General features: G+C 60.4%; 19 protein-coding genes. 16 read left to right on the top strand and 3 right to left on the bottom strand.

What is annotated here, in order from left to right; all coding sequences use genetic code 11:
- The first annotated feature begins 94 nt into the window (after positions 1 to 94).
- The 8 genes from FGF54_RS23385 (at position 95) to FGF54_RS23420 (ending at position 8,124) form a co-directional block, all read left to right on the top strand.
- Positions 95 to 997 carry a LysR family transcriptional regulator gene (locus FGF54_RS23385; protein WP_142781321.1) on the top strand — a complete coding sequence of 301 codons (903 nt, stop codon included), beginning with the start codon at positions 95 to 97 and terminating at the stop codon, positions 995 to 997.
- 80 nt (positions 998 to 1,077) lie between these two features.
- Positions 1,078 to 1,902 carry a hypothetical protein gene (locus tag FGF54_RS23390; RefSeq protein WP_142781322.1) on the top strand — a complete coding sequence of 275 codons (825 nt, stop codon included), beginning with the start codon at positions 1,078 to 1,080 and terminating at the stop codon, positions 1,900 to 1,902.
- Between the two features lie 196 nt (positions 1,903 to 2,098).
- Positions 2,099 to 3,634 carry an ABC transporter substrate-binding protein gene (locus FGF54_RS23395; protein ID WP_142781623.1) on the top strand — a complete coding sequence of 512 codons (1,536 nt, stop codon included), beginning with the start codon at positions 2,099 to 2,101 and terminating at the stop codon, positions 3,632 to 3,634.
- A gap of 184 nt (positions 3,635 to 3,818) precedes the next feature.
- Entirely contained in the window at positions 3,819 to 4,769 is a 951-nt protein-coding gene (locus tag FGF54_RS23400; RefSeq protein ID WP_142781323.1) for an ABC transporter permease, read from the top strand.
- A complete protein-coding gene (locus FGF54_RS23405) occupies positions 4,766 to 5,587 on the top strand; it encodes an ABC transporter permease (RefSeq protein WP_003499034.1) in 822 nt (273 codons plus the stop codon). Before FGF54_RS23400 ends, FGF54_RS23405 begins: the two co-directional genes overlap by 4 nt.
- Before the next feature lie 54 nt (positions 5,588 to 5,641).
- Positions 5,642 to 7,039 carry an amidase gene (locus tag FGF54_RS23410; RefSeq protein ID WP_142781324.1) on the top strand — a complete coding sequence of 466 codons (1,398 nt, stop codon included), beginning with the start codon at positions 5,642 to 5,644 and terminating at the stop codon, positions 7,037 to 7,039.
- A 97-nt stretch (positions 7,040 to 7,136) separates the two neighbouring features.
- Positions 7,137 to 7,703, top strand: a complete 567-nt coding sequence (locus FGF54_RS23415; RefSeq protein ID WP_168208223.1) for a DJ-1/PfpI family protein — start codon at positions 7,137 to 7,139, stop codon at positions 7,701 to 7,703.
- A 70-nt stretch (positions 7,704 to 7,773) separates the two neighbouring features.
- The gene (locus FGF54_RS23420; protein WP_142781325.1) at positions 7,774 to 8,124 is read left to right on the top strand and encodes a ribbon-helix-helix domain-containing protein; all 351 of its coding nucleotides are present in this window, start codon (positions 7,774 to 7,776) and stop codon (positions 8,122 to 8,124) included.
- A 183-nt stretch (positions 8,125 to 8,307) separates the two neighbouring features.
- On the opposite strand, the gene FGF54_RS23425 is transcribed toward FGF54_RS23420, so the two are convergent.
- From FGF54_RS23425 to FGF54_RS23435, 3 genes are all read right to left on the bottom strand, one after another.
- Entirely contained in the window at positions 8,308 to 9,228 is a 921-nt protein-coding gene (locus FGF54_RS23425; protein WP_142781326.1) for an ABC transporter permease, read from the bottom strand.
- Positions 9,221 to 10,231 carry an ABC transporter permease gene (locus FGF54_RS23430; protein WP_020813216.1) on the bottom strand — a complete coding sequence of 337 codons (1,011 nt, stop codon included), beginning with the start codon at positions 10,229 to 10,231 and terminating at the stop codon, positions 9,221 to 9,223. The genes FGF54_RS23425 and FGF54_RS23430 overlap by 8 nt, the downstream gene beginning before the upstream one ends.
- Before the next feature lie 143 nt (positions 10,232 to 10,374).
- On the bottom strand, positions 10,375 to 12,084 hold the full coding sequence (locus FGF54_RS23435; protein ID WP_080853592.1) for a peptide ABC transporter substrate-binding protein: 1,710 nt from the start codon (positions 12,082 to 12,084) through the stop codon (positions 10,375 to 10,377).
- A gap of 305 nt (positions 12,085 to 12,389) precedes the next feature.
- Here FGF54_RS23435 and FGF54_RS23440 point away from each other — a divergent pair, with 305 nt between their 5' ends.
- The 8 genes from FGF54_RS23440 (at position 12,390) to FGF54_RS23475 (ending at position 21,824) form a co-directional block, all read left to right on the top strand.
- Positions 12,390 to 13,553, top strand: coding sequence for a M20 aminoacylase family protein (locus tag FGF54_RS23440; RefSeq protein WP_142781327.1), 1,164 nt, complete (start codon positions 12,390 to 12,392; stop codon positions 13,551 to 13,553).
- A 48-nt stretch (positions 13,554 to 13,601) separates the two neighbouring features.
- Positions 13,602 to 15,452, top strand: coding sequence for an ABC transporter ATP-binding protein (locus FGF54_RS23445; protein WP_065655299.1), 1,851 nt, complete (start codon positions 13,602 to 13,604; stop codon positions 15,450 to 15,452).
- 292 nt (positions 15,453 to 15,744) lie between these two features.
- Positions 15,745 to 16,698 carry a sugar-binding transcriptional regulator gene (locus tag FGF54_RS23450; protein ID WP_020813212.1) on the top strand — a complete coding sequence of 318 codons (954 nt, stop codon included), beginning with the start codon at positions 15,745 to 15,747 and terminating at the stop codon, positions 16,696 to 16,698.
- Between the two features lie 144 nt (positions 16,699 to 16,842).
- On the top strand, positions 16,843 to 18,156 hold the full coding sequence (locus FGF54_RS23455) for a sugar ABC transporter substrate-binding protein (protein ID WP_142781328.1): 1,314 nt from the start codon (positions 16,843 to 16,845) through the stop codon (positions 18,154 to 18,156).
- Positions 18,157 to 18,330: 174 nt separating this feature from the next.
- Positions 18,331 to 19,203, top strand: a complete 873-nt coding sequence (locus tag FGF54_RS23460; RefSeq protein WP_142781329.1) for a carbohydrate ABC transporter permease — start codon at positions 18,331 to 18,333, stop codon at positions 19,201 to 19,203.
- Between the two features lie 12 nt (positions 19,204 to 19,215).
- Positions 19,216 to 20,040: a carbohydrate ABC transporter permease gene (locus FGF54_RS23465; protein ID WP_080837073.1), complete on the top strand. Its 825-nt coding sequence runs from the start codon at positions 19,216 to 19,218 to the stop codon at positions 20,038 to 20,040.
- Between the two features lie 12 nt (positions 20,041 to 20,052).
- Entirely contained in the window at positions 20,053 to 21,051 is a 999-nt protein-coding gene (locus tag FGF54_RS23470; protein WP_142781330.1) for an ABC transporter ATP-binding protein, read from the top strand.
- On the top strand, positions 21,048 to 21,824 hold the full coding sequence (locus FGF54_RS23475; RefSeq protein ID WP_142781331.1) for an L-iditol 2-dehydrogenase: 777 nt from the start codon (positions 21,048 to 21,050) through the stop codon (positions 21,822 to 21,824). Before FGF54_RS23470 ends, FGF54_RS23475 begins: the two co-directional genes overlap by 4 nt.
- The last annotated feature ends 37 nt before the right edge of the window (positions 21,825 to 21,861 follow it).

The following is a 21,861-nucleotide window of genomic DNA, read 5'->3' on the forward strand; positions in this document are numbered from 1 at the left end:
AGAGACTATATTGCGATCAAGGACTTGATCGCGCTGGATGCCGGGTCAAGCCCGGCATGACGGACGGTGTCGGCCAAAACAAGGTATCCACAACATGCAATTGCGCGCATTGATGTATTTCGACGAACTGGTCCGCACCAATTCCATGCGCGCCGCGGCGGAAAACCTGAATGTCGCGCCGACGGCGGTGAGCCGCCAGATCGAGAATCTCGAATATTATTTCGGCTCGCCGCTGGTGGAGCGCTCCAGCCGGGGTGTGAAGTTGACGGCGGCGGGAGAGCTGCTGGCCGCCCGCGCCGGCAAGACGCTGCGCGAACTCGACCACGTGCATCAGCTGATCGACGATCTGAAAGGGCTGCAGCGCGGCCGGGTCACGGTCTATGCCAATGGCGCGACGGTGGCGAACCTTCTGGCGCCGGTGCTGGCGCAGTTCAGCCTCAAATACCCGAAACTGCGCTTCGAGGTGCATATCACCAGCGCCCGCCAGGCGATGGAGGCGCTGGGCGCGGCGGAGGCTGATCTGGTCGTGAGCCTGTTTGCGCCGAAGGTCTCCGGCGTGAAAGTGCGTTCGCGCACCCGCATCAGCTACGATGTCATTTTCCCGGCGGGTCATGCGCTTGCCGCGCAGGCTGAAATCTCGCTCAAGGACTTGGCCAACCTGCCGCTCGCCCTGCCGGATAAGAGTTTCGCCGCGCGTCAGGCCTTCGATACGCTGTTTGCGGATGCGGGCGTCGAACTTGATCCCGTCTTCATCACCAGTTCGCTGGAAATGCTGAAGGAGCTGGTGCTGGGCCACGCCGCCGCCACGCTCTTGCCGGCCCTGTCGGTCGCGCGCGAAATCCGCAGCGGCCAGATGGTCGCCGTTCCCCTTGCCGGCAAGAAGGGCATCCACACCCAGATCGATCTCTGCGTCGCCCCCGATCGGCAATTGTCCTTCGCCGCCTCCAAGCTCGCCGATTTCATCGAGCGCTTCATGCGCGAGGCGACGGCGGGCTAGGGCGCTGTTTGCCACTCTGTCAAACCGCTTTCGTTTTGCACAGTTAAAGTGGCAGTCGTTTTGAGGGAGTGTTTCATCAGATGTTTCGCCACTCGATCATCACGCTCACAATCGTGCTTTTGTCCGGTTATTTGTTTACGGGCGTGAAACCTTCTCAGGCGGAAGGCGACGAAACCTATCTTTACACATCCACGCCCGGTTTGCCTTTTGATATCATCAGGCCGGAAGATCCCTCTTCCTTTGTCTGTCTGGTTGCTGACGGCAGGAGAGAACATCGCATATGGGACCAACGCTACGACTCGGAGCCTGAAATAAAAGCCCATTCATTTTACGCCTTTTTCAGAGACGGTCATAAGATCGAAATTGTCGTCAATCCCGAGTTCGGGTCAGAAGCCGCGGCCCGGAATGAGGCGAGCCGTTATGTCAAACCGCTTGGCCAATTGCCGATTGCGCTGCGCGCAGGCATTCAGCGTTTCAGCGTTCATAAGGGCAACGAACGACTTCACGCGGGCGTTGGCCAAATCGTCGTTTATGCCGATATGATCGGTCGCAGATTGGCAGAAAGTGACCTCGAAGAGGCTGTTTTTCACGAGGCGGTTCATGCATCGCTGGACGCCCTCCACAGACAGACGCCCGCATGGCTGGATGCGCAGAAGAAGGATGGAGGGTTTTTGACGAGATACGGAATGAAATTCCCGGATCGCGAAGATTTTGCCGAAACTGCAATCATCGCCTATGGGCTGTTTCGGCATCCCGAACGAATTTCCCCTGAGGAATCCGGAAAGATTGAAGCGGCGGTTCCTCACCGCCTTGCCTTTTTGAAAGGCCTGTTGTCCGCTGAGGACGTATATCCTGAACTCTCGCCTGATGTTCTGGCATTTTGTCCGGATGCAAAAGTCTATTAGATTATTCATCCGGCTTACAAAAGCGAATATCCGCTCCATCCGTCATTGTTTTTTCCATTCGGTTTAGTGTAGCCATTTCAGCTACACGGAGCACACAAAAATCGAGATTGTGTGTGCGCCTGCAACATGACACTCTTTTTGCAACGGGCGGTCTTCCGAGGGCAAAAATGCCCCGGCCGCCAGACAGGGGACAATGATGCCACGCACTTATCTTTCGCAGGCGGCAACGCTTTCGCGCCGTACCGCGCTGAGGCTCGCATTGGGCACGGCGCTCTGGCTGCCGCTTTCGGCAACGGTTGCCGAAGCCGCGCCGAAAACCGCGCTGACGCTTGGCATGGCGGTGGAGCCGGCCGGTCTCGATCCGACCATCGCCGCCCCCGTCGCCATCGGCCAGGTCACCTGGCAGAATGTCCTCGAAGGTCTGGTGAAGATCGACCGCGAAGGCAAGGTAAAGCCGCAGCTTGCCGAAAGCTGGGAAATTTCCCCTGATGGCAAGACCTATACGTTCAAGCTGCGCAAGGGCGTGACCTTCCATGATGGCGAGACCTTCGATTCCTCTGTCGCGAAATTTTCGCTGGATCGGGCGCGTGGCGAAAGCTCGGTCAATCCGCAGAAACGCTTCTTCGCCGCCATCGACAGTATAGAGACGCCGGATGCGGCAACGCTGGTGCTGAAGCTGAAGCAGCCGGCCGGCAGCCTTCTCTACTGGCTGGGTTGGCCGGCCTCCGTGATGGTGGCGCCGAAAAGCGCGGAGAATAACCGCACCACTCCTGTCGGCACCGGCCCGTTCAAATTCGTGGCCTGGGCCAAGGGCGACAAGGTCGAGCTGCAGAAGAACGACGCCTATTGGGACAAGGCCGTTTCGGTAAAGCTCGACAAGGCGACCTTCCGTTTCGTCTCCGATCCGCAGGCGCAGGCCGCCGCACTGAAATCCGGCGATATCGATGCCTTCCCGGAATTCGGCGCACCGGAACTGATGACCTCCTTCGATGGCGACGCGCGCCTCGGCACATTCGTCGGCAATACAGAGCTCAAGGTCGTGGCGGGCATGAACAATGCCCGCAAGCCCTTTGACGACAAGCGCGTGCGTCAAGCGCTGATGATGGCGGTGGATCGCGGCACTATCATTGAAGGCGCCTGGTCCGGCTTCGGCACGGCCATTGGCAGCCATTACACCCCGAATGACCGCGGCTATATCGATACGACGGGCGTTCACCCCTTTGATATCGACAAGGCCAAGGCGCTGCTTGCGGAAGCCGGCTATCCGGGTGGTTTCAGCTTCACCATCAAGGCGCCGCAAATGGCCTATGCCCAGCGCACCTCGCAAATCCTGCAGGCGATGTTTGCCGAACTCGGCGTGACCATGACCATCGAGACCACCGAATTTCCGGCCAAATGGGTGGCGGATGTCCTGAAGGGCGCGAATTACGACATGACCATCGTTGCCCATGCCGAGCCGATGGATATCGATATCTATGCGCGCGATCCCTATTATTTCAACTACAAGAACCCGACCTTCAATGAGGTCGTGGCGAATGTGGAAAAGACGGCGGATGCCAGCGAGCAGGAAAAGCTCTATGGCGAAGCCCAGAAAATCCTCGCCGAGGACGTGCCCGCCCTTTATCTTTTCGTCATGCCGAAACTTGGCGTCTGGGACAAGAAGGTGAAGGGGTTATGGGAAAACGAACCTATTCCCTCGAATGTGCTGACGGATGTGCATTGGGTAGAGTAGCCTCCGCGTCCGCCGTCATGCCGGACTTGATCCGGCATCCAGCCAGCCCAAGTCCTTGGGCTGAAAGGACTCCTCTCGCCGCGCAGACGCGCGTCGGCTGGATACCGGCTCAAGGCCGGTATGACGGACGAGTATGGTGCCGCCGTTCTGCCACCAACGAAACAAAGCAGGGAAAGAATGCCAGATGTTAGCCGTCCTCGTCCGGCGCCTTGCCAGCCTCGTCGTCACGCTGTTTGCGGTCTCGCTCATCATATATATCGTCATGGGCCTGCTGCCGGGTGATCCGGCGGCCATCATGCTTGGCACCTCGGCAAGCCCCGATACGCTGGCCGCGCTGCAAAAGCAGATGGGTCTCGATCAGCCCTTGCCACTGCGTTACATGCATTGGCTCGCAGGCGTGTTCCGGGGCGATCTCGGGCAATCCTATACCTATGGCGTGCCGGTGGCGGGGTTGATTGTCGAGCGGCTGGCCGTCACGCTGCCGCTTGCGCTGCTGGCCGTCTGCCTTTCGGTGGCCATCGCCATTCCGCTCGGCGTGGCGGCGGCGCGGAGCCGCAACGGGGCGCTGGATTTTGCGGCCGGGCTGTTTTCGCATGTGGGCATTGCCGTGCCCGGTTTCTGGGTCGGCCTGCTGCTCATCATCGTCTTTTCCACCACGCTCGGCTGGATGCCGGCCGGCGGTTTTCCCGGCTGGACGCCGAGCTTTTCAGCGGGTCTCACGGCGCTCATCCTTCCGGCGGTCGCGCTGGCGCTGTCGCAGGCCGGGGTTCTTACCCGTGTGTGCCGCTCCGCCGTGCTGGAAGTGATGAATGAGGATTTCGTGCGCACTGCGCGCGCCAAGGGCCTGAGCGAGCGGGTGGCGCTGTGGCGGCATGCGGTGCCGAATGCGATGATCCCTGTCGTCACCATGATCGGCCTGCAATTTACCTTCCTCATTGCCGGCGCGGTGCTGGTGGAAAATGTCTTCAACCTGCCGGGTCTCGGGCGGCTTGCCTATCAGGCGCTGACCCAGCGCGATATCGTCGTCATGCAATCCGTCGTGCTGTTTTTCTCGGCGCTGGTGATCGTCATGAATTTCGTGGTCGATATCGCCTATCTCTTCATCGATCCAAGACTGCGGGCAGGTGCGCGATGATGCGATTGATCCGCCGCCGCCCCGCCTTTGCCGTCGGCATCGCCGTCACGGTCTTTCTGGTCGCAGTCGCCCTGCTGTCTCTGGTCTGGACGCCGGTGTCCCCCACAAAGATGCAGATCGTCCAGAAGCTGAAATCGCCCTTCGTTTATGGCGGCCTCGGCACGGATCATTTCGGCCGCGACGTGTTGTCGATGTTGATGGCCGGTGCGTGGAACTCGCTGTCCACCTCCATCGCCGCCGTCGCCATCGGCGCATTTATCGGCACGACCATCGGCGTTGCGGTTGCGGCGCTGCGCGGTTTCACCGAAACCGTGGTCATGCGCATCTGCGACATCATCTTCGCCGTGCCGCCCATCCTGTCTGCCATGATGCTCGGCGCTTTCATCGGCACGGGCCGTTTTACCGCCATCATCGCCATCGCCACCTTCATGGTGCCGGTCTTTGCCCGGCTGACGCTGGGGGCGGCGTTGCAGATATGGTCGCGGGAATATGTCACCGCCGCCACCAGCATCGGCCAGAACCGCGCCAAGATCACGCTTTTCCATATAGTGCCGAATATTTCCAACCAGATCATCGTGCAGGTGACGATCCAGCTCGGTCTTGCGATATTGACGGAAGCAGGCCTTTCCTTCCTCGGTCTCGGCATGCCGCCGCCCGCCGCCACCTGGGGGCGGATGCTGGCCGATGCCCAGACCTATCTCGGCACAGCACCCTGGCTCGCCATCATGCCCGGCCTTGCGATTGCGCTCGCCGTCTTCGGCCTCAATCTTCTCGGCGATGGCCTGCGCGACCTGCTGGACCCGCGCGATACCAGCTGACCGCTCAAAAAAGCTGTCGCCCCCCCTTTTCTGTTTTTCTGACGAGACGATGCCATGACCGATCTCATAGACCTCAACACGCTCGAAATCCTGGCGCTTTATCGGGACAGGAAGCTTTCGCCATCGGAATATTGGCAGGCGGTGGAGGCGCGCATCGATGCTTTCGAACCGGTGGTGAACGCGCTTTACGCCTATGATCCGGAAGATGCACGCAGGCAGGCGCTGGCCTCGACGGACCGTTGGCAAAAAGGCGAAACGCTCGGGGCCCTCGATGGCATTCCGGTCTCGCTGAAGGAATTGATCGCCACGAAAGGCCATCCGGTACCGCTCGGCACCAAAGCGGTAGAACTGGTGCCTGCGGTCGACGACGCGCCGGTGGCCGCCCGCTGCCGCGAGGATGGCGCGATTATTTACGCCAAGACGACCTGCCCGGATTACGGCATGCTTTCCTCCGGCCTTTCCAGTTTCCACAAGCTCAGCCGCAATCCGTGGGACCCCACCCAGAACCCCGGCGGCTCCAGCGCCGGCGCGGCTTCGGCAGGCGCTGCGGGTTACGGCACGCTGCATATCGGCACGGATATTGGCGGCTCGGTGCGGTTGCCGGCGGGCTGGACCGGCCTGTTCGGTTTCAAGCCAAGCCAGGGCCGCATCCCGGTCGATCCCTATTATACCGGCCGCTGCGCCGGGCCGATGACCCGCACTGTTGCCGATGCCGCCTATGCCATGGCGACGCTTTCCCGTCCCGACTGGCGCGATGGCACGGCGCTGCCGCCCAACGATATCGACTGGATGAACCTTGATATTAATGTAAAGGGCCTGAAAATCGGCCTGATGCTGGATGCCGGCTGCGGCCTGCCGCTCGACGAAGAGGTGCGCGACGCCGTGCTTTCCGCCGCGAAACTGTTCGAGGCTGCGGGCGCCATCGTCATCCCGGTCGAGCCGGTGCTGACGCGGGAAATGCTGGATGGGCTGGACGATTTCTGGCGGGCGAAGTTCTGGGGCGACATGGCGGCGCTGAGCGCGGACCGTCGCGCCGCGATCCTTCCCTATATTCATGAATGGGCGCAGAAGGGGGCGGATGTTTCCGGCGCGCGCGCCGTTTTCGGTTTCAACCAGACCATGGAAATGCGTAAGGCTTGCGGGCGGTTGATGCAGTCTGTTGATGCGGTGATTTCACCCGTCAATCCCATCGTGTCCTATCCGGCCGACTGGGCCTCGCCCACCAATGATCCCGAACTCCCCTTCGAGCATATCGCCTTCACGGTGCCGTGGAACATGTCGGAACAGCCGGCCTCCTCGATCAATTGCGGCTTCTCCAGATCGGGAATGCCCGTCGGCTTGCAGATCGTCGGGCCGCGTTACGAGGATCTGTTCGTGCTGAAGCTTTCAAAGACCTTCGAGAACTGGGGCGGCGGTGTGAGACGCTGGCCGCAGCCGCCGCAGGCCCGCTGATTCCAGCTTTATCGACCCTGTAGTATTGCCATAATACCCGCATCTCGATCCCGCCTGTTAGGGTGCCCAAAGGCATTCGAAAACGGGAGGAGCAGACATGCCGAAGAAGATTTTGATGATCGCCGGCGATTTCGCCGAGGACTATGAGACCATGGTGCCGTTCCAGACACTGCTCGCGGTCGGCCACACGGTGCACGCCGTCTGCCCGGGCAAGAAGGCGGGCCAGACCATTGCCACGGCCATCCATGATTTCGAGGGCGACCAGACCTATTCGGAAAAACGCGGCCATAATTTCGCGCTCAACGCCACCTTCGCCGATATCAAGGTTGCGGATTACGATGCGCTGGTTATTCCCGGCGGCCGCGCGCCGGAATATCTGCGGCTCAATGCGGATGTGCTTTCGGCGGTGAAACATTTCTTCGAGGCCGACAAGCCGGTGGCCGCCGTCTGCCATGGCGCGCAATTGCTCGCCGCTGCGGGCGTCTTGAAGGGCCGCACCTGCTCGGCCTATCCCGCCTGCCGCCCCGAAGTGGAACTGGCGGGCGGCACCTATGCCGATATCGCCATCAATGCGGCCGTTACCGACGGCAAGCTGGTAACAGCGCCCGCATGGCCGGCGCATCCGGCCTGGCTTTCGCAATTCATGGCCGTGCTCGGCAAATGAGACCGGCGAAACGGGGCTTTTTCCGGCCTCGTTTTCCGCCTATCTTTCAGGCGTGGTGAGGGAGGAAACCATGTGCAAGCTTTTCATCAAGGCAGACCCGGCGCTTTGGGAGAGCCATACGCGGTCGCTCAGGATCGATGGCATGGTCACCAGCGTGCGGCTTGAGAACTTCTTCTGGTCGACGCTGGACGAGATCGCGCGGCGTGACGGCATGAACAGCGTGCAGCTCATCGCCAAGCTTTATAATGAATCGATCGATGCCGGGCACGATCTCGGCAATTTCACCTCGTTCCTGCGGGTCTGCTGCGGGCGTTATCTGGCGCTTCAGCTTTCCGGCGATATTCCGGCGCGCAGCGATATTCCGATTGCGGCGCTGGATGCGGACAGCATCCTTGAGGCGGAAAAGGTGAATTATCACTAGGGCGCGTTCGTTTTTTATGTGCCGGGGCATCCCCTCAACCTCATTCCTGTTCCCCGGAACAAGCCCGAGGATGTCACAGGAATCCAGCCGGCGCGCGTCTGCGCGGCGGAGAGAATCCTTTCAGCCCAAGGACTTGGGCTGGCTGGATCCCTGTGACGAGCACAGGGATGAGGGAGAGAGCGTTTAGCTCTTCAGCGCCCTTGGATCGAGCGCATCGCGCACGGCATCGCCGATGTAATTCACACTCAGAACCGTCAGCGAGATCGCCAGCCCCGGCCACAGCACGCGAGAAGGCGTCAGTTGCAGGAAGTTCGCGCCGTCGAACAGCAGCCGGCCCCAGGTCGGAAAATCGGAGGGGAAGCCGAGGCCGAGGAAGGACAGCGCGGATTCCGTGATGATGGCGGCGGCAATGCCGAGCGTGGCCGAGACCATGATCGAGCTCAGTACATTCGGCAATATATGCCTGAGGATGATGCGGTATTCGCGCATGCCGCTCGATTTCGCCGCCATGATGAATTCCTGGCTTTTGATCGTCAGCACGTCGCCGCGCACGATACGGGCCGTATGCATCCAGCTGGTTATCCCGATCACGAACACGATCAGGATGAAGATGCCGGTTTCCGGTCCGAAGGCCGCGCGCAGCGTATCGCGAAACAGCATCAGGATGACGAGCAGCAGCGGCAAAAGCGGTAGCGCCAGGAACAGGTCGGTCAGCCGCATCAGCGGGCCGTCGAGCCTGCGAAAATAGCCAGACAGCACGCCCACCAGCGTTCCGAGAAACAGCGCCAGCAGCATGGCGGTGATGCCGACGGCAAGCGAGATGCGGCCGCCGGCCAGAACCTGCGCCAGCATGTCCTTGCCGAGATTATCGGTGCCGAAGGGATGCGCGAGCGACGGCCACTGGTTGCGCGCCTTCACATTGATGGCGTTGGGCGCAACGGTGTGGATATAGGGGCCGACATAGACCGCAAGCAGAATGAAGATGAAGACGACGAGACCGGCCACGCCGCCCTTGTGGGCGCGGAACTGCTTCCAGATATCGGCGAGGGCGGATTTGACGGGCGTGGCCGCAACCGTCGGCGCTGCGATGGTGGCGTCAGTCATAGCGGATCCTCGGGTCGAGAATGCCGTACAGCACGTCGGCAATCAGGTTGAAGAGCACGATCAGCACCGCGAAAATGAAGGTCAGCGTCTGCACCAGCGGAATATCAGCGCCCTGAACGGCGGTGATCAGCAATTGGCCAAGCCCGTTCACGCGGAAGATTTGCTCAGTGATGATGGCGCCGGAAAAGATGGTCGGCACGCCGAGCGCAATCACCGTCACGACAGGGATCAGGCTGTTGCGCAGCACGTGGATGAGCAGCACGGATTTTTCCTTCACGCCCTTGGCGCGCGCGGTGCGCACATAATCCTGATGCAGATTATCGAGCATCGAGGCGCGCACGAAGCGGCTGATCTGCGAGACATTGTAGAGCGTCAGCACCAGAACCGGCAGGAACATCTGCTTCACCTGCGCCACGAAACTTCCCCAGTCGGTCACCTGAAGGTTGGTGTCGTAAACGGAAGGGAACCATTGCAGGTAGGAGCTGAAGATGACCACCAGCAGCACGCCAGTGAAGAAGGTCGGCACCGAATAACCCACCATAGAGACGAAGGTGCCGATCTGGTCGAAGATCGAATATTGCTTGTAGGCGGAAATGACGCCGATCGGGATCGCCAGCAGCGCACCGAAGAGATAGGCGAGGCCCACCACCCACAGTGTCTGCGGCATGCGCTGGATGACGAGATCGACCACCGGGCTGCGTGTTGCCCAGGAGAGCACCCGCATGCGGCTGCCATCGCCGATCTGCCAGCCGGTCAGCCTTTCAATGAGGTTCAGCGGTTCGTTGATGAAGAATTGCTGCAGCCACATCAGGTAACGGATGAAGAAGGGCTGGTCGAGGCCAAGCGAGGCGCGGATTTGCTCGCGCACTTCAGGCGGGATGGTGAGCGGCAGGTCGCCGGTCGGGTCGTTCGGCGCAAGATCGAGCAGCGCGAAGATGACGAAGCTGATGACGAGCAGCGTCGGTACGGCAAAGGCAAGCCGCCGGAGCGTAAAGGTAAACATCTGAAACTCTCCAGACCCAGAGCGCGACAGGACGAAAATTGGGAGCGTTTTCGCCTTAACGCGGCAAATGTGTCTTCAGATCATGGTCCAGGGGCATGCAGAAGGCCGGCCTCTCCGGATGGAGAAGCCGGCGCATCTGCGTGTTACTTCTTGCGGGACCAGTCCGCGACGTTCCAGAGTTCCGAATCCCAGGCATTCATGCGAACGCCTTCCAGCGTCAGCGAATGCGAGGAAACGCTGCCGCGGTGGATGAGCGGAATATGCGCGCCTTCCTCCGTCAGCATGTCGTTGAGCTGCTTTGAAATCTCCGCGCGCTTGGCAAGCTCGGCGGTCTTGGAGAGTTCACCCACCAGCTTGTCGAATTCCGGGTTGCAATAACGCGGAATATTCTGGCCCTGCCAGCCGTTTTCCGGGGCCGGGATCTTGTCGCACAGCCATTCCGCCAGATATTTTTCCGGGTCCGTGCCGTCGAAATTGTTGGTGTACATTTCGACGTCGGCATAAAATTTCTGGAAAGTATCCGGGCTTGCCGGGTCGCCGCCGAAGAAGACCGAGGCGCTGACATTGCGCAGTTCGGAGGCAACGCCGATCTGCGACCACATGTCCTTCACCAGTTCCTGCGTGGCCTGGCGAACCGAGTTGGTGGAGGTCTGGTAGAGGAAGGAGAGCTTCACGCCATCCTTGGCGCGGATGCCATCGGCGCCCTTCACCCAGCCGGCATCGTCCAGCAGCTTGTTTGCGCCTTCCACATCCTGCTTCAGGCACCAGCTGTCATTCTTGGTGGAAGCGACGGCTTCCGGAGCCGGCACGATGTTGCAGGTCGGCTTGCCCGCTTCGCCATAACCCGCTTCGTCGATGACATCGCGGTCGATGGCGAGTGACAATGCACGGCGCACGGCGGGATCGGAAAGGGCCGGGTGCGGGCCGGCCTGCTTGGTGGAGCGCTTGTCGCCCAGCGAAGGATCGGCATTGTACCAGTTGAGATTGATACGCTCGACCTGTGTGCCGAAGGCTGTCTCAAGCTTGCCTTTCCCGGCGGCCACCATGGTGGCGAGGATTTCCGGCTCCACCTGCATGTTCCAGGCATAGTCGAACTCGCCGGTTTCCAGCACGGCGCGTGCGGCGGAAGCGGCATCGCCGCCGCCCTTCAGGGTCGCCGTGGCGAAGGCGGGCTTGGCGGGGTCGCGGTAATTGGTGTTGGCGACGAAGCTGATCACGTCATTCGGCTTGAAATCCTTGACCACGAAGGGGCCGGTGCCGATGGGACCGAAATTGGCGGATGTGCAGCCGGGCGCGGCAGCGCCGACGCATTTTTCAAACTGCTTCTTCTGGATGACCGGCGACTGCGCGCCGACGAATGCGGAATAGGGGTAAGGTTTCGGTTCGGTGAAGCTGACCTTGACGGTGTGGGCGTCGACGGCCTCGACATTCTTCACGCCCTCATATTGCGCCGCCTGCGCGCAGCCGCCATCCGGTGCGGTGCAATATTTCCAGGTGAAAATAACGTCCTCGGCAGTGAGCGGCGTGCCATCCGACCACTTCACGTCGCTTTTCAGCTTCCAGGTCATGCTGAGCAAATCCTTCGCGACGCCGCCATTGTCGATCGTCGGAATTTCGGTGACCAGCATCGGCACCAGCTCGCCCTTTTCGTCGTAGCGCGCCAGCGGCTCAATCACCATGGACGAGCTGTAGACTTCCTTCGTGCCACCGGAAAGATAAGGGTTAAGTGTCGATACGGCCTGCCAGAACAGGATTTTCAGTTCGCCGTCACTGCCACGCTCGGCATGGGCGGCAGAGCCTGCCAAGGCCATGGCCGCCACCGTGCTGGCAAAGAGAACGCTGCGCTTCTTCATTGTCGTTTTCCCCTTTTTGGATTTTATCTATTTGAATGTTTGACGCTTTTCCCGTCGTCATGTGCAAGGTCTGTTATTCTAAGTATTTGACTTTGCTAAGGAATATTCCTCCATTCCCGATGATGCTATTGTCAGTTTTTTTGAAAAGCAAGTCCCAATGTTTCTTTGATGAACAAAATTTGAGCCATTCAGTTTTGGGCCTATTTTTCGCTCATGCAGCAAATTTCATGCTTGCAAAACGAGAAATTCCAAACGCAATATGGCGTCCGACAACCCGGCGGGGAACAAAAAAAGGGAAAAAGAGAATGCCGATATTGAACCGTGTGGCTGAAATGCAGGAAGAAGTTGCCGGCTGGAGGCGCCATCTGCATGAACACCCGGAGCTGCTTTACGATGTCTACGAAACATCGAAATTCGTGGCCGAAAAACTGAAATCCTTCGGCTGCGACGTGGTTGAGACCGGCATCGGCAAAACCGGCGTGGTCGGCATCATCAAGGGCCGGCACGGGGATGGCCCAACCATCGGTTTCCGTTCCGACATGGACGCGCTGCCGATCCTCGAGACGAGCGGCAAGCCCTGGGCTTCGAAGACACCGGGCAAGGCCCATTCCTGCGGTCATGACGGGCACACCGCCATGCTTTTGGGTGCGGCGCAATATCTGGCCGAGACCCGCAATTTCAAGGGCTCCGTGGCGGTGATCTTCCAGCCGGCGGAAGAGGGCGGCGCGGGCGCGCTCGCCATGCTGAACGACGGCATGATGGAGAAATTCGGCATTTCGCAGGTCTATGGCATGCATAACGAGCCGGGCATTCCGGTCGGCAATTTCGCCATCCGCAAGGGATCGACCATGGCGGCGGCGGATAGTTTCGAAATCATCATCACCGGCAAGGGCAGCCATGCGGCCGCCCCGCATCTTTCCATCGATCCGGTGCTGACCTCGGCGCATGTCATCATCGCCCTGCAATCCATCGTCTCGCGGGAGACGGACCCGTTGAAATCGCTGGTCGTCACCGTCGCCACCACCCATGGCGGCACGGCCGTCAATGTCATTCCCGGTGCGGTGACGCTGACGGGAACGGTGCGCACGCTCTTGCCGGAAACCCGCGATTTCGCCGAAAAGCGCCTGAAGGAAGTGGCGACCGCCACCGCCATGGCGCATGGCGCCACCGTGGAGGTGAAATATCATCGCGGTTATCCCGTCACCTTCAACCATAGTGACGAGACCGAATTCGCCACCGGCGTGGCAATGGGCGTGGCCGGTGCGAACGCCGTCAACACCAATCCGAACCCGCATATGGGGGCCGAGGATTTCTCCTACATGCTGGAAGCGCGCCCCGGCGCCTTCATCTTCATCGGCAATGGCGATACCGCCGGACTGCACAATGCGGCTTATGATTTCAACGACGATGCGCTGCCTTACGGCATCAGCTACTGGGTTTCGATGGCCGAAACCGCACTTGCTGCGTAAGACATCCGGCGGCCTTCATGGCCGCCTTTTGCTTTTCAGGAGATCGACATGCTTTTGGCGGCGACGTCCATGGAACAGACCGGCGGTTCGGTAAGCCCGGTTTTATCGGTTCAAAATCTCACCACATCCTTCCGCGTCGATGGCGGCTGGAAATCCGTGGTCCGCAATATGAGTTTCGAGATCGCGCCGCGCGAAACGGTGGCGATCGTCGGCGAAAGCGGCTCGGGCAAAAGCGTCACCTCGCTCTCCATCATGCGGCTCCTGGATAAAAAGACGAGCCGCATAGAGGGCAAGGTCATGCTCGGCGGGCGCGACCTGCTGGCGCTGCCGGAAGAGGAGATGCGCAAGGTTCGCGGCAAGGATATCTCAATGATCTTCCAGGAGCCGATGACCAGCCTCAACCCGATCTTCCCGATCGGCAAGCAGATCGCCGAGGCGCTGACCGTGCATCAGGATATTTCCTCTTCCGCCGCGCGCGCCGAGGTCATCCGCCTGCTTGAGAAAGTCCGTATTCCCAATGCGAAGAACCGTTTCGACGATTATCCGCACCAGTTTTCCGGCGGCATGCGCCAGCGCGTGATGATCGCCATGGCGCTCGCCTCCAAACCGAAATTGCTGATCGCCGACGAGCCGACGACGGCGCTCGATGTGACGATCCAGGGCCAGATTCTCGACCTCATCAAGACGTTGCAGGAAGAGGAGGGCATGTCCGTTCTCTTCATCACCCATGATATGGGCGTGGTTGCGGAAGTCTCGGACCGCACCATCGTCATGTTCCGCGGCGATGTGGTGGAAACCGGCACCACCGACGACATCTTCCATCGCGGCCGCCACCCTTATACGCGGGCGCTGCTTTCGGCGGTGCCGAAGCTTGGCTCGATGAAGGAGAGGGTGCTGCCGGCCCGTTTCCCGATCATCGATATCAAGACCGGCGAAAGCCAGCCCGTTGCGGAGGTGAAGGACACGGTCTCCGGCGGCCGCACGCCCATTCTTTCGGTCAAGGACCTCACCACCCGTTTCGATATCCGCACCGGCCTTTTCGGCCGCAAATCCGGGGCCGTGCATGCGGTGGAAAAGGTCTCCTTCGATCTCGCCGAGGGCGAAACCCTGTCTCTCGTGGGTGAATCGGGCTGCGGCAAGTCCACTACGGGCCGCTCCATCACCCGGCTGATCGAGCCGACATCCGGCAATGTCATGCTCGATGGCTACGAGGTGCTGAAGCTCGACAAGACGACGCTGCGCACCATGCGCCGCAGCGTGCAGATGATCTTCCAGGATCCCTTCGCCTCGCTCGATCCGCGCATGAGCATCGGCACCGCAATCATGGAGCCCTTTATCGAGCATCGCCTCGGAACCAAGCAGCAGGCCCGCGAAAAGGCGGCCGATCTTCTGGAAAAGGTGGGCCTCAGCCCGGATATGATGCGGCGCTTCCCGCATGAATTTTCCGGCGGCCAGCGCCAGCGCATCGCCATTGCCCGCTCGCTGATGCTCGATCCCAAGGTCATCGTCGCCGACGAGGCGGTCTCGGCGCTCGATGTGTCCATCAAGGCGCAGGTCTGCAATCTGCTGCTCGACCTGCAACAGAGCCTCAACCTCGCTTTCCTGTTCATCAGCCATGACATGGCGGTGGTGGAGCGCGTCAGCCACCGTGTGGCGGTGATGTATCTCGGCGAGATCGTGGAAATCGGGCCTCGCGCGGCGGTTTTCGACAATCCGCAGCATCCCTATACGAAAAAGCTGATGTCCGCCGTTCCGGTGCCGGACCCGGCGCGGCGGCAGATCCGGCGCAATATGGCGACCGACGAGATCAAAAGTCCGATCCGGCCGGTGGACTACGTGCCGCCGCAGCGCCATTACCGTGAGGTTTCGGCGGGGCATCTGGTGCAGGAAGCGGCGTGATTGAGGGTACGGGCATAAACCCAGCATCGTCACCCCGGACTTGATCCGGGGTCCAGCGCGATCAAGTCCTTGATCGCAAGAGACTCTTCTCACGGCGCAGACGCGCCGTGGCTGGATTCCGGCTCAAGGCCGGAATGACGGAAAAATAACGACACGGACGTATAAGCCGTCAGTCACCTTTCCTCATCCGCCGATTTTCGCGCCGTATAGTCTTTCCGCCCATCCCCCGTTTGACAGCCGACGCAAAAAAATGCCAGCAAATGCGCAAGCATAATTCTCAAAGGGCAGCGGCATGGCCAGACGAAACGACGCACATGGACGGCTGGACGATGCGGCCCGTGCCGGCTGGCTTTATTATGTCGCCGGCCGCACGCAGGATGAGATCGCCGCCGCCATGGGTATCTCCCGGCAATCGGCGCAGCGGCTTGTGTCGCTTGCCGTCGCCGAGCGGTTGATCAAGGTCCGGCTCGATCACCCTATCGCCGCCTGTCTCGAAAAAGCCGAACGGCTGAAAGAGAAATTCGACCTAAAATATATCGAGGTGGTGCCGAGCGATCCGGCCGGCGTCTCCTCCACGGTCGGCATCGCCGAGGCCGGGGCGGCGGAAATCGAGCGCTGGCTGAAAAATGCCGATCCCATCGTGCTCGCCATCGGCACCGGCCGTACCTTGAAGGCCGCCGTCGACCAGCTGCCGCCGATGGAATGCCCGCAGCACCGTATCGTCTCACTGACGGGCAATATCGGGCCGGATGGCTCGGCCGCCTATTATAACGTCATCTTCAGCATGGCCGATGCCATCAAGGCGCGGCATTTCCCAATGCCGCTGCCGGTCCTGTGCTCTTCTGCGGAAGAGCGGGAACTGCTGCACGACCAGTCCATGGTGCGCTCCACGCTGGCGCTGGGTTCCGCGGCCAATGTTACCTTCGTCGGTGTCGGCGAACTTGGCGAAAACGCACCGCTCTGCGTCGATGGTTTCCTCGGCGTGGATGAGATGAAGGCGCTGATGGCAAGCGGTGCCGTCGGCGAGATTTGCGGCTGGATGTATGATGCCAATGGCCGCATTCTAGAGCATTCCGTCAACGAGCGCGTCGCCTCCGTTCCCATCCCTTCAAGAGACACCTGCACCGTCATCGGCATGGCGCAGGGCGCACGCAAGAACGCCTCGATTCTGGCGGCGCTGAGGGGCGGTCTGCTGAACGGCCTCATCACCGATGAAGTCACGAGCGAATATTTGCTCACTCACTGAGCAAAAATTAAACACATAAAATCAATGGCTTGGTTTTTCCATGTGCGTCGCAGCACAGGATGTCGCTTGACTTTTTTGCTAATGAGGTGAGTAAATGCCCTAGAGCAAAGCGAATGCTCATCATTTTTCTTCTGGGAGGAAGATATGACATTGAAGACCATTTTGCTGGGCGCATGCTCGGCACTCGCCTTTTCGACCCTTGCTTCCGCCGAGACGCTGACCATCGCGACCGTAAACAACGGCGACATGATCCGCATGCAGGGTCTGACCTCGGACTTCACCACCAAGAACCCCGACATCCAGGTTGAGTGGGTGACGCTTGAAGAAAACGTCCTGCGTGAGCGCGTGACGACTGATATCGCCACCAATGGCGGCCAATACGACATCATGACCATCGGCAATTACGAAGTGCCGATCTGGGCCAAGCAGGGCTGGCTGCTGCCGCTCGAGAAGCTTGGCGACAAATATGACGTCGACGATCTGCTGCCGGCGATCCGCGGCGGCCTCTCCAGCGAAGGCAAGCTTTACGCCGCGCCCTTCTATGGCGAATCCGCCATGATCATGTATCGCAAGGACCTGTTCGAAAAAGCCGGCCTGAAGATGCCTGACAGCCCGACCTGGGAATTCATCGGCGACGCCGCCCGCAAGATCACCGACCGCAAGGCCGATATCAACGGCATCTGCTTGCGCGGCAAGGCCGGCTGGGGCGAAAACATGGCCTTCATCAGCGCGCTCACCAACTCCTTCGGCGGCCGCTGGTTCGATGAAAACTGGAAACCGCAGTTCGATCAGCCGGAATGGAAGAGCTCGTTGCAGTTCTACGTCGATCTGATGAAGGATGCCGGCCCGTCCGGCGCATCCTCCAACGGCTTCAACGAAAACCTGACGCTGTTCCAGCAGGGCAAATGCGGCATGTGGATCGACGCGACGGTCGCTGCTTCCTTCGTTTCAAACCCGAAGGATTCCACCGTTGCCGACAAGGTCGGTTACGCCATCTTCCCGACGCATGGTGAGCTGAAGAACCACGGCAACTGGCTGTGGTCGTGGAACCTCGCGATCCCGAAGAGCTCGCAGAAGGCGGAAGCGGCCGAGAAGTTCATCTCCTGGGCAACCAGCAAGGAATATACCGAGCTCGTCGCTTCCAAGGAAGGCTGGGCAAACGTGCCTCCGGGCACCCGCACCTCGCTTTACAAGAACGCCGATTATGAAAAGGCCGCCGCCTTCGCCAAGCCGACGCTTGCCGCGATGGATGCCGCTGACATCACCAAGCCGACCGTAAAGCCCGTGCCTTACACCGGCGGTCAGTTCGTGGCGATCCCTGAATTCCAGGCGCTCGGCACCACGGTCGGTCAGCTTTTCTCGGCAGTCGTTGCCGGTCAGTCCAGCGTAGACGATGCGCTTGCGGGCGCCCAGTCGACAGCAACGCGTGAAATGACCCGCGCCGGTTACATCAAGTAATCCTCCCGAAGATCGCTGTCCGGCGCCAATGCCGGGCAGCGAACCTTGGGGACGGCAAGCCGCCGGTCTGTACGGCGGCGTTTAAGCCCTTCAAATCAAAACAAGAATGAGCCGGTTCTTCCGGATATGCCGGGCGCATGTTGTGACGCCCAGGCCCAAGGGGAGGTGAGTGCAATGGCAACCCGAAACACAAGCGGATTAGCGCGGGTTATGCTAGCGCCATCGGTGCTGTTGTTGCTGGTGTGGATGATCGTGCCTCTGGCGATGACCCTGTGGTTCTCGTTCCAGAACTACAATCTCCTCAACCCGGCCAATGTCAGCTTCGCCGGTCTGTTCAATTACCAGTATTTCTACACCGACCCGGCCTTCTTCCAGTCGATCTGGAACACGCTTTTGATCGTCGGCGGCGTGCTTGCGATCACCGTCATCGGCGGCATCGCCATTGCGCTTCTGCTCGACAATGACATTTTCGGCCAGGGCATCGTGCGCATCATGATCATCTCGCCCTTCTTCGTCATGCCGCCGGTGGCCGCATTGGTGTGGAAGAACATGATCATGCATCCCGGTTACGGCGTTCTCGCCGATCTCTCACGCTTCTTCGGTTTCCAGCCGGTCGACTGGTTCGCGCAGTTTCCGCTGCTCTCCATCATCATCATCGTCGCCTGGCAATGGTTGCCGTTTGCGACACTGATCCTCTTGACGGCGCTGCAGTCGCTCGATGGCGAGCAGAAGGAAGCCGCCGAGATGGATGGCGCCAACTTCGTCAACCGCTTCATCCATCTGACCCTGCCGCATCTGTCGCGCGCCATCACCGTCGTCATTCTCATCCAAACGATCTTCCTGCTCGGCGTCTATGCGGAAATCCTCGTCACCACCAATGGCGGCCCCGGTTATGCCTCCACCAACCTCGCCTTCCTCATCTATCGCACGGCGCTTCTCGGTTACGACGTCGGCGGCGCTTCGGCCGGCGGCATCATCGCCGTCATCCTCGCCAATATCGTCGCCATCTTCCTGATGCGCGCCGTCGGCAAGAACCTCGACCGGTAAGGGGGAAACATCATGGCCCGCAAGACAACCACACGTGCGAAGATCGGCTTTTCCATCGCGGCCTGGGCCGTGGCGCTGCTGCTGTTCTTCCCGATCCTCTATGCCTTCCTCACCTCGATCAAGACCGAACCCGAGGCAATCGCCGGCTTCAGCCTCATTCCCTCGGGCACGCTCGAGAATTACGTGACGGTGCAGACCCAGCGCGATTACTTCAAGCCGTTCATGAACTCGGTGGTGCTGTCGCTCGGCTCGACGATCATCGCGCTGATCATCGCCATTCCCGCCGCCTGGGCCATGGCGTTCTCGCCGACCAAACGCACCAAGGACATTTTGATGTGGATGCTCTCCACCAAGATGATGCCGGCCGTCGCCGTCTTGGTGCCGATCTACCTGATCTTCCGCAATGCCGGCCTGCTCGATACCCGCATCGGGCTCACCATCATGCTCACCTTCATCAACCTGCCGATCGTCATCTGGATGCTCTACACTTACTTTCGGGAAATCCCCGGCGAGATTCTGGAAGCCGCCCGCATGGATGGCGCATCCTTGTGGAACGAGATCGTGCATGTGCTGACGCCGATGGCGGTTCCGGGCATTGCCTCGACGCTGCTCCTCAACGTCATCCTCGCCTGGAACGAAGCCTTCTGGACGATCCGGCTGACGACCACCAATGCAGCGCCGCTGACGGCCTTCATCGCCTCCTTCTCGAGCCCACAGGGGCTGTTCTGGGCAAAACTCTCGGCCGCCTCAATGATGGCGATCGCCCCCATTCTCGTCATCGGCTGGTTCTCGCAGAAACAACTCGTGCGTGGCCTGACCTTCGGCGCCGTGAAATAAGGAACGACAAACATGGGCAGCATTTCCCTTCAGAACGTGTCCAAGCTCTTCGGTGAGGCGAAAGTCATCCCGTCGATCGATCTCGATATCAACGACGGCGAGTTCGTCGTCTTCGTCGGTCCCTCCGGCTGCGGCAAGTCCACGCTTTTGCGCCTGATTGCCGGGCTGGAAGATGTCTCCGGCGGCAAGATCGTCATCGATGGCAAGGATGTCACCGAAAAGGCGCCGGCCGAGCGTGGCCTTGCCATGGTGTTCCAGTCCTATGCGCTTTATCCGCATATGAGTGTCAGGAACAACATCGCCTTTCCGCTGAAGATGGCCAAGCTCGACAAGGCCATCATCGATAAAAAGGTCGAGGACGCCGCCCGGGTGCTGAACCTTACCGATTATCTCGAACGCCGGCCCTCGCAGCTGTCGGGCGGCCAGCGCCAGCGCGTCGCCATCGGCCGCGCCATCGTGCGCGAACCGAAAGCCTTCCTGTTCGACGAGCCGCTTTCCAACCTCGATGCGGCGCTGCGCGGCACCATGCGGCTGGAAATCTCAGAACTGCACAACACGCTGAAAACGACGATGATCTACGTCACCCACGACCAGGTGGAGGCCATGACCATGGCCGACAAGATCGTCGTGCTCAACCGCGGCAATATCGAGCAGGTCGGTTCGCCGATGGAGCTTTACCGCTCCCCCGCCAACCTCTTCGTCGCCGGCTTCATCGGCTCACCGCGCATGAACCTGGTGACCGGCGATTACGCCCGCCAAAAAGGTGCCACCACCGCCGGCGTGCGGCCGGAGCATCTGGTGCTGTCGAAGGAAAGCGGGCTGTGGCAGGGCAAGGTGACCGTCGCCGAACATCTCGGATCGGATACCTTCCTGCATCTCGAGGTCGACGGCATCGGCCCGATTACCGCTCGCACGGACGGTGAGTTCGAATGCAAACACGGCGATACCGTCTTCATTACGCCGGATGAGACCAAGATCCACAGGTTCGAAGAAAAGGGTAAGGCGATATGACGGGAAGACTGGAAGGCAAATCCGCGCTGATAACAGGTTCGGCGCGCGGCATCGGCCGCGCCTTTGCGGAGGCCTATATACGCGAGGGGGCAACCGTCGCTATTGCCGATATCGATTTCGAGCGCGCCAGCAAGACCGCCCGCGAGATCGGCGAGAATGCCTATGCCGTCGAACTCGACGTGACCAAGCAGCATTCCATCGACACCGCCATCCGCACCGTGGAAGGCCAGACGGGCGGGCTCGATATCCTCATCAACAATGCCGCGCTGTTCGACCTCGCACCGATTGTCGAGATCAAACGCGAGAGCTACGAAAGACTGTTTTCGATCAACGTGTCCGGCACGCTGTTCATGATGCAGGCCGCCGCAAAAACAATGATTGCTCGGGGAAAAGGCGGCAAGATCATCAACATGGCAAGCCAGGCGGGCCGGCGCGGCGAGGCCTTGGTGGCGGTTTATTGCGCCACCAAGGCCGCCGTCATCAGCCTCACCCAATCGGCCGGGCTCGATCTCATCAAGCACGGCATCAACGTCAACGCGATTGCGCCGGGCGTGGTCGATGGCGAACACTGGGACGGCGTGGATGCGCTGTTTGCGAAATATGAAAACCGCCCCGCCGGTGAAAAGAAGCGGCTGGTCGGGGAGGCCGTGCCCTTCGGCCGCATGGGCCGTGCCGAAGACCTGACCGGCATGGCGATCTTCCTTGCCTCCGATGAGGCCGAATACATCGTCGCCCAGACCTACAATGTCGATGGCGGCAACTGGATGAGCTGAGTATCGGGCGCCTGCCGCCCGGCCTTGGCACGAACAA

The organism is Agrobacterium sp. T29, assembly GCF_006970545.1.
Classification (GTDB): Bacteria; Pseudomonadota; Alphaproteobacteria; order Rhizobiales; family Rhizobiaceae; genus Agrobacterium; species Agrobacterium leguminum.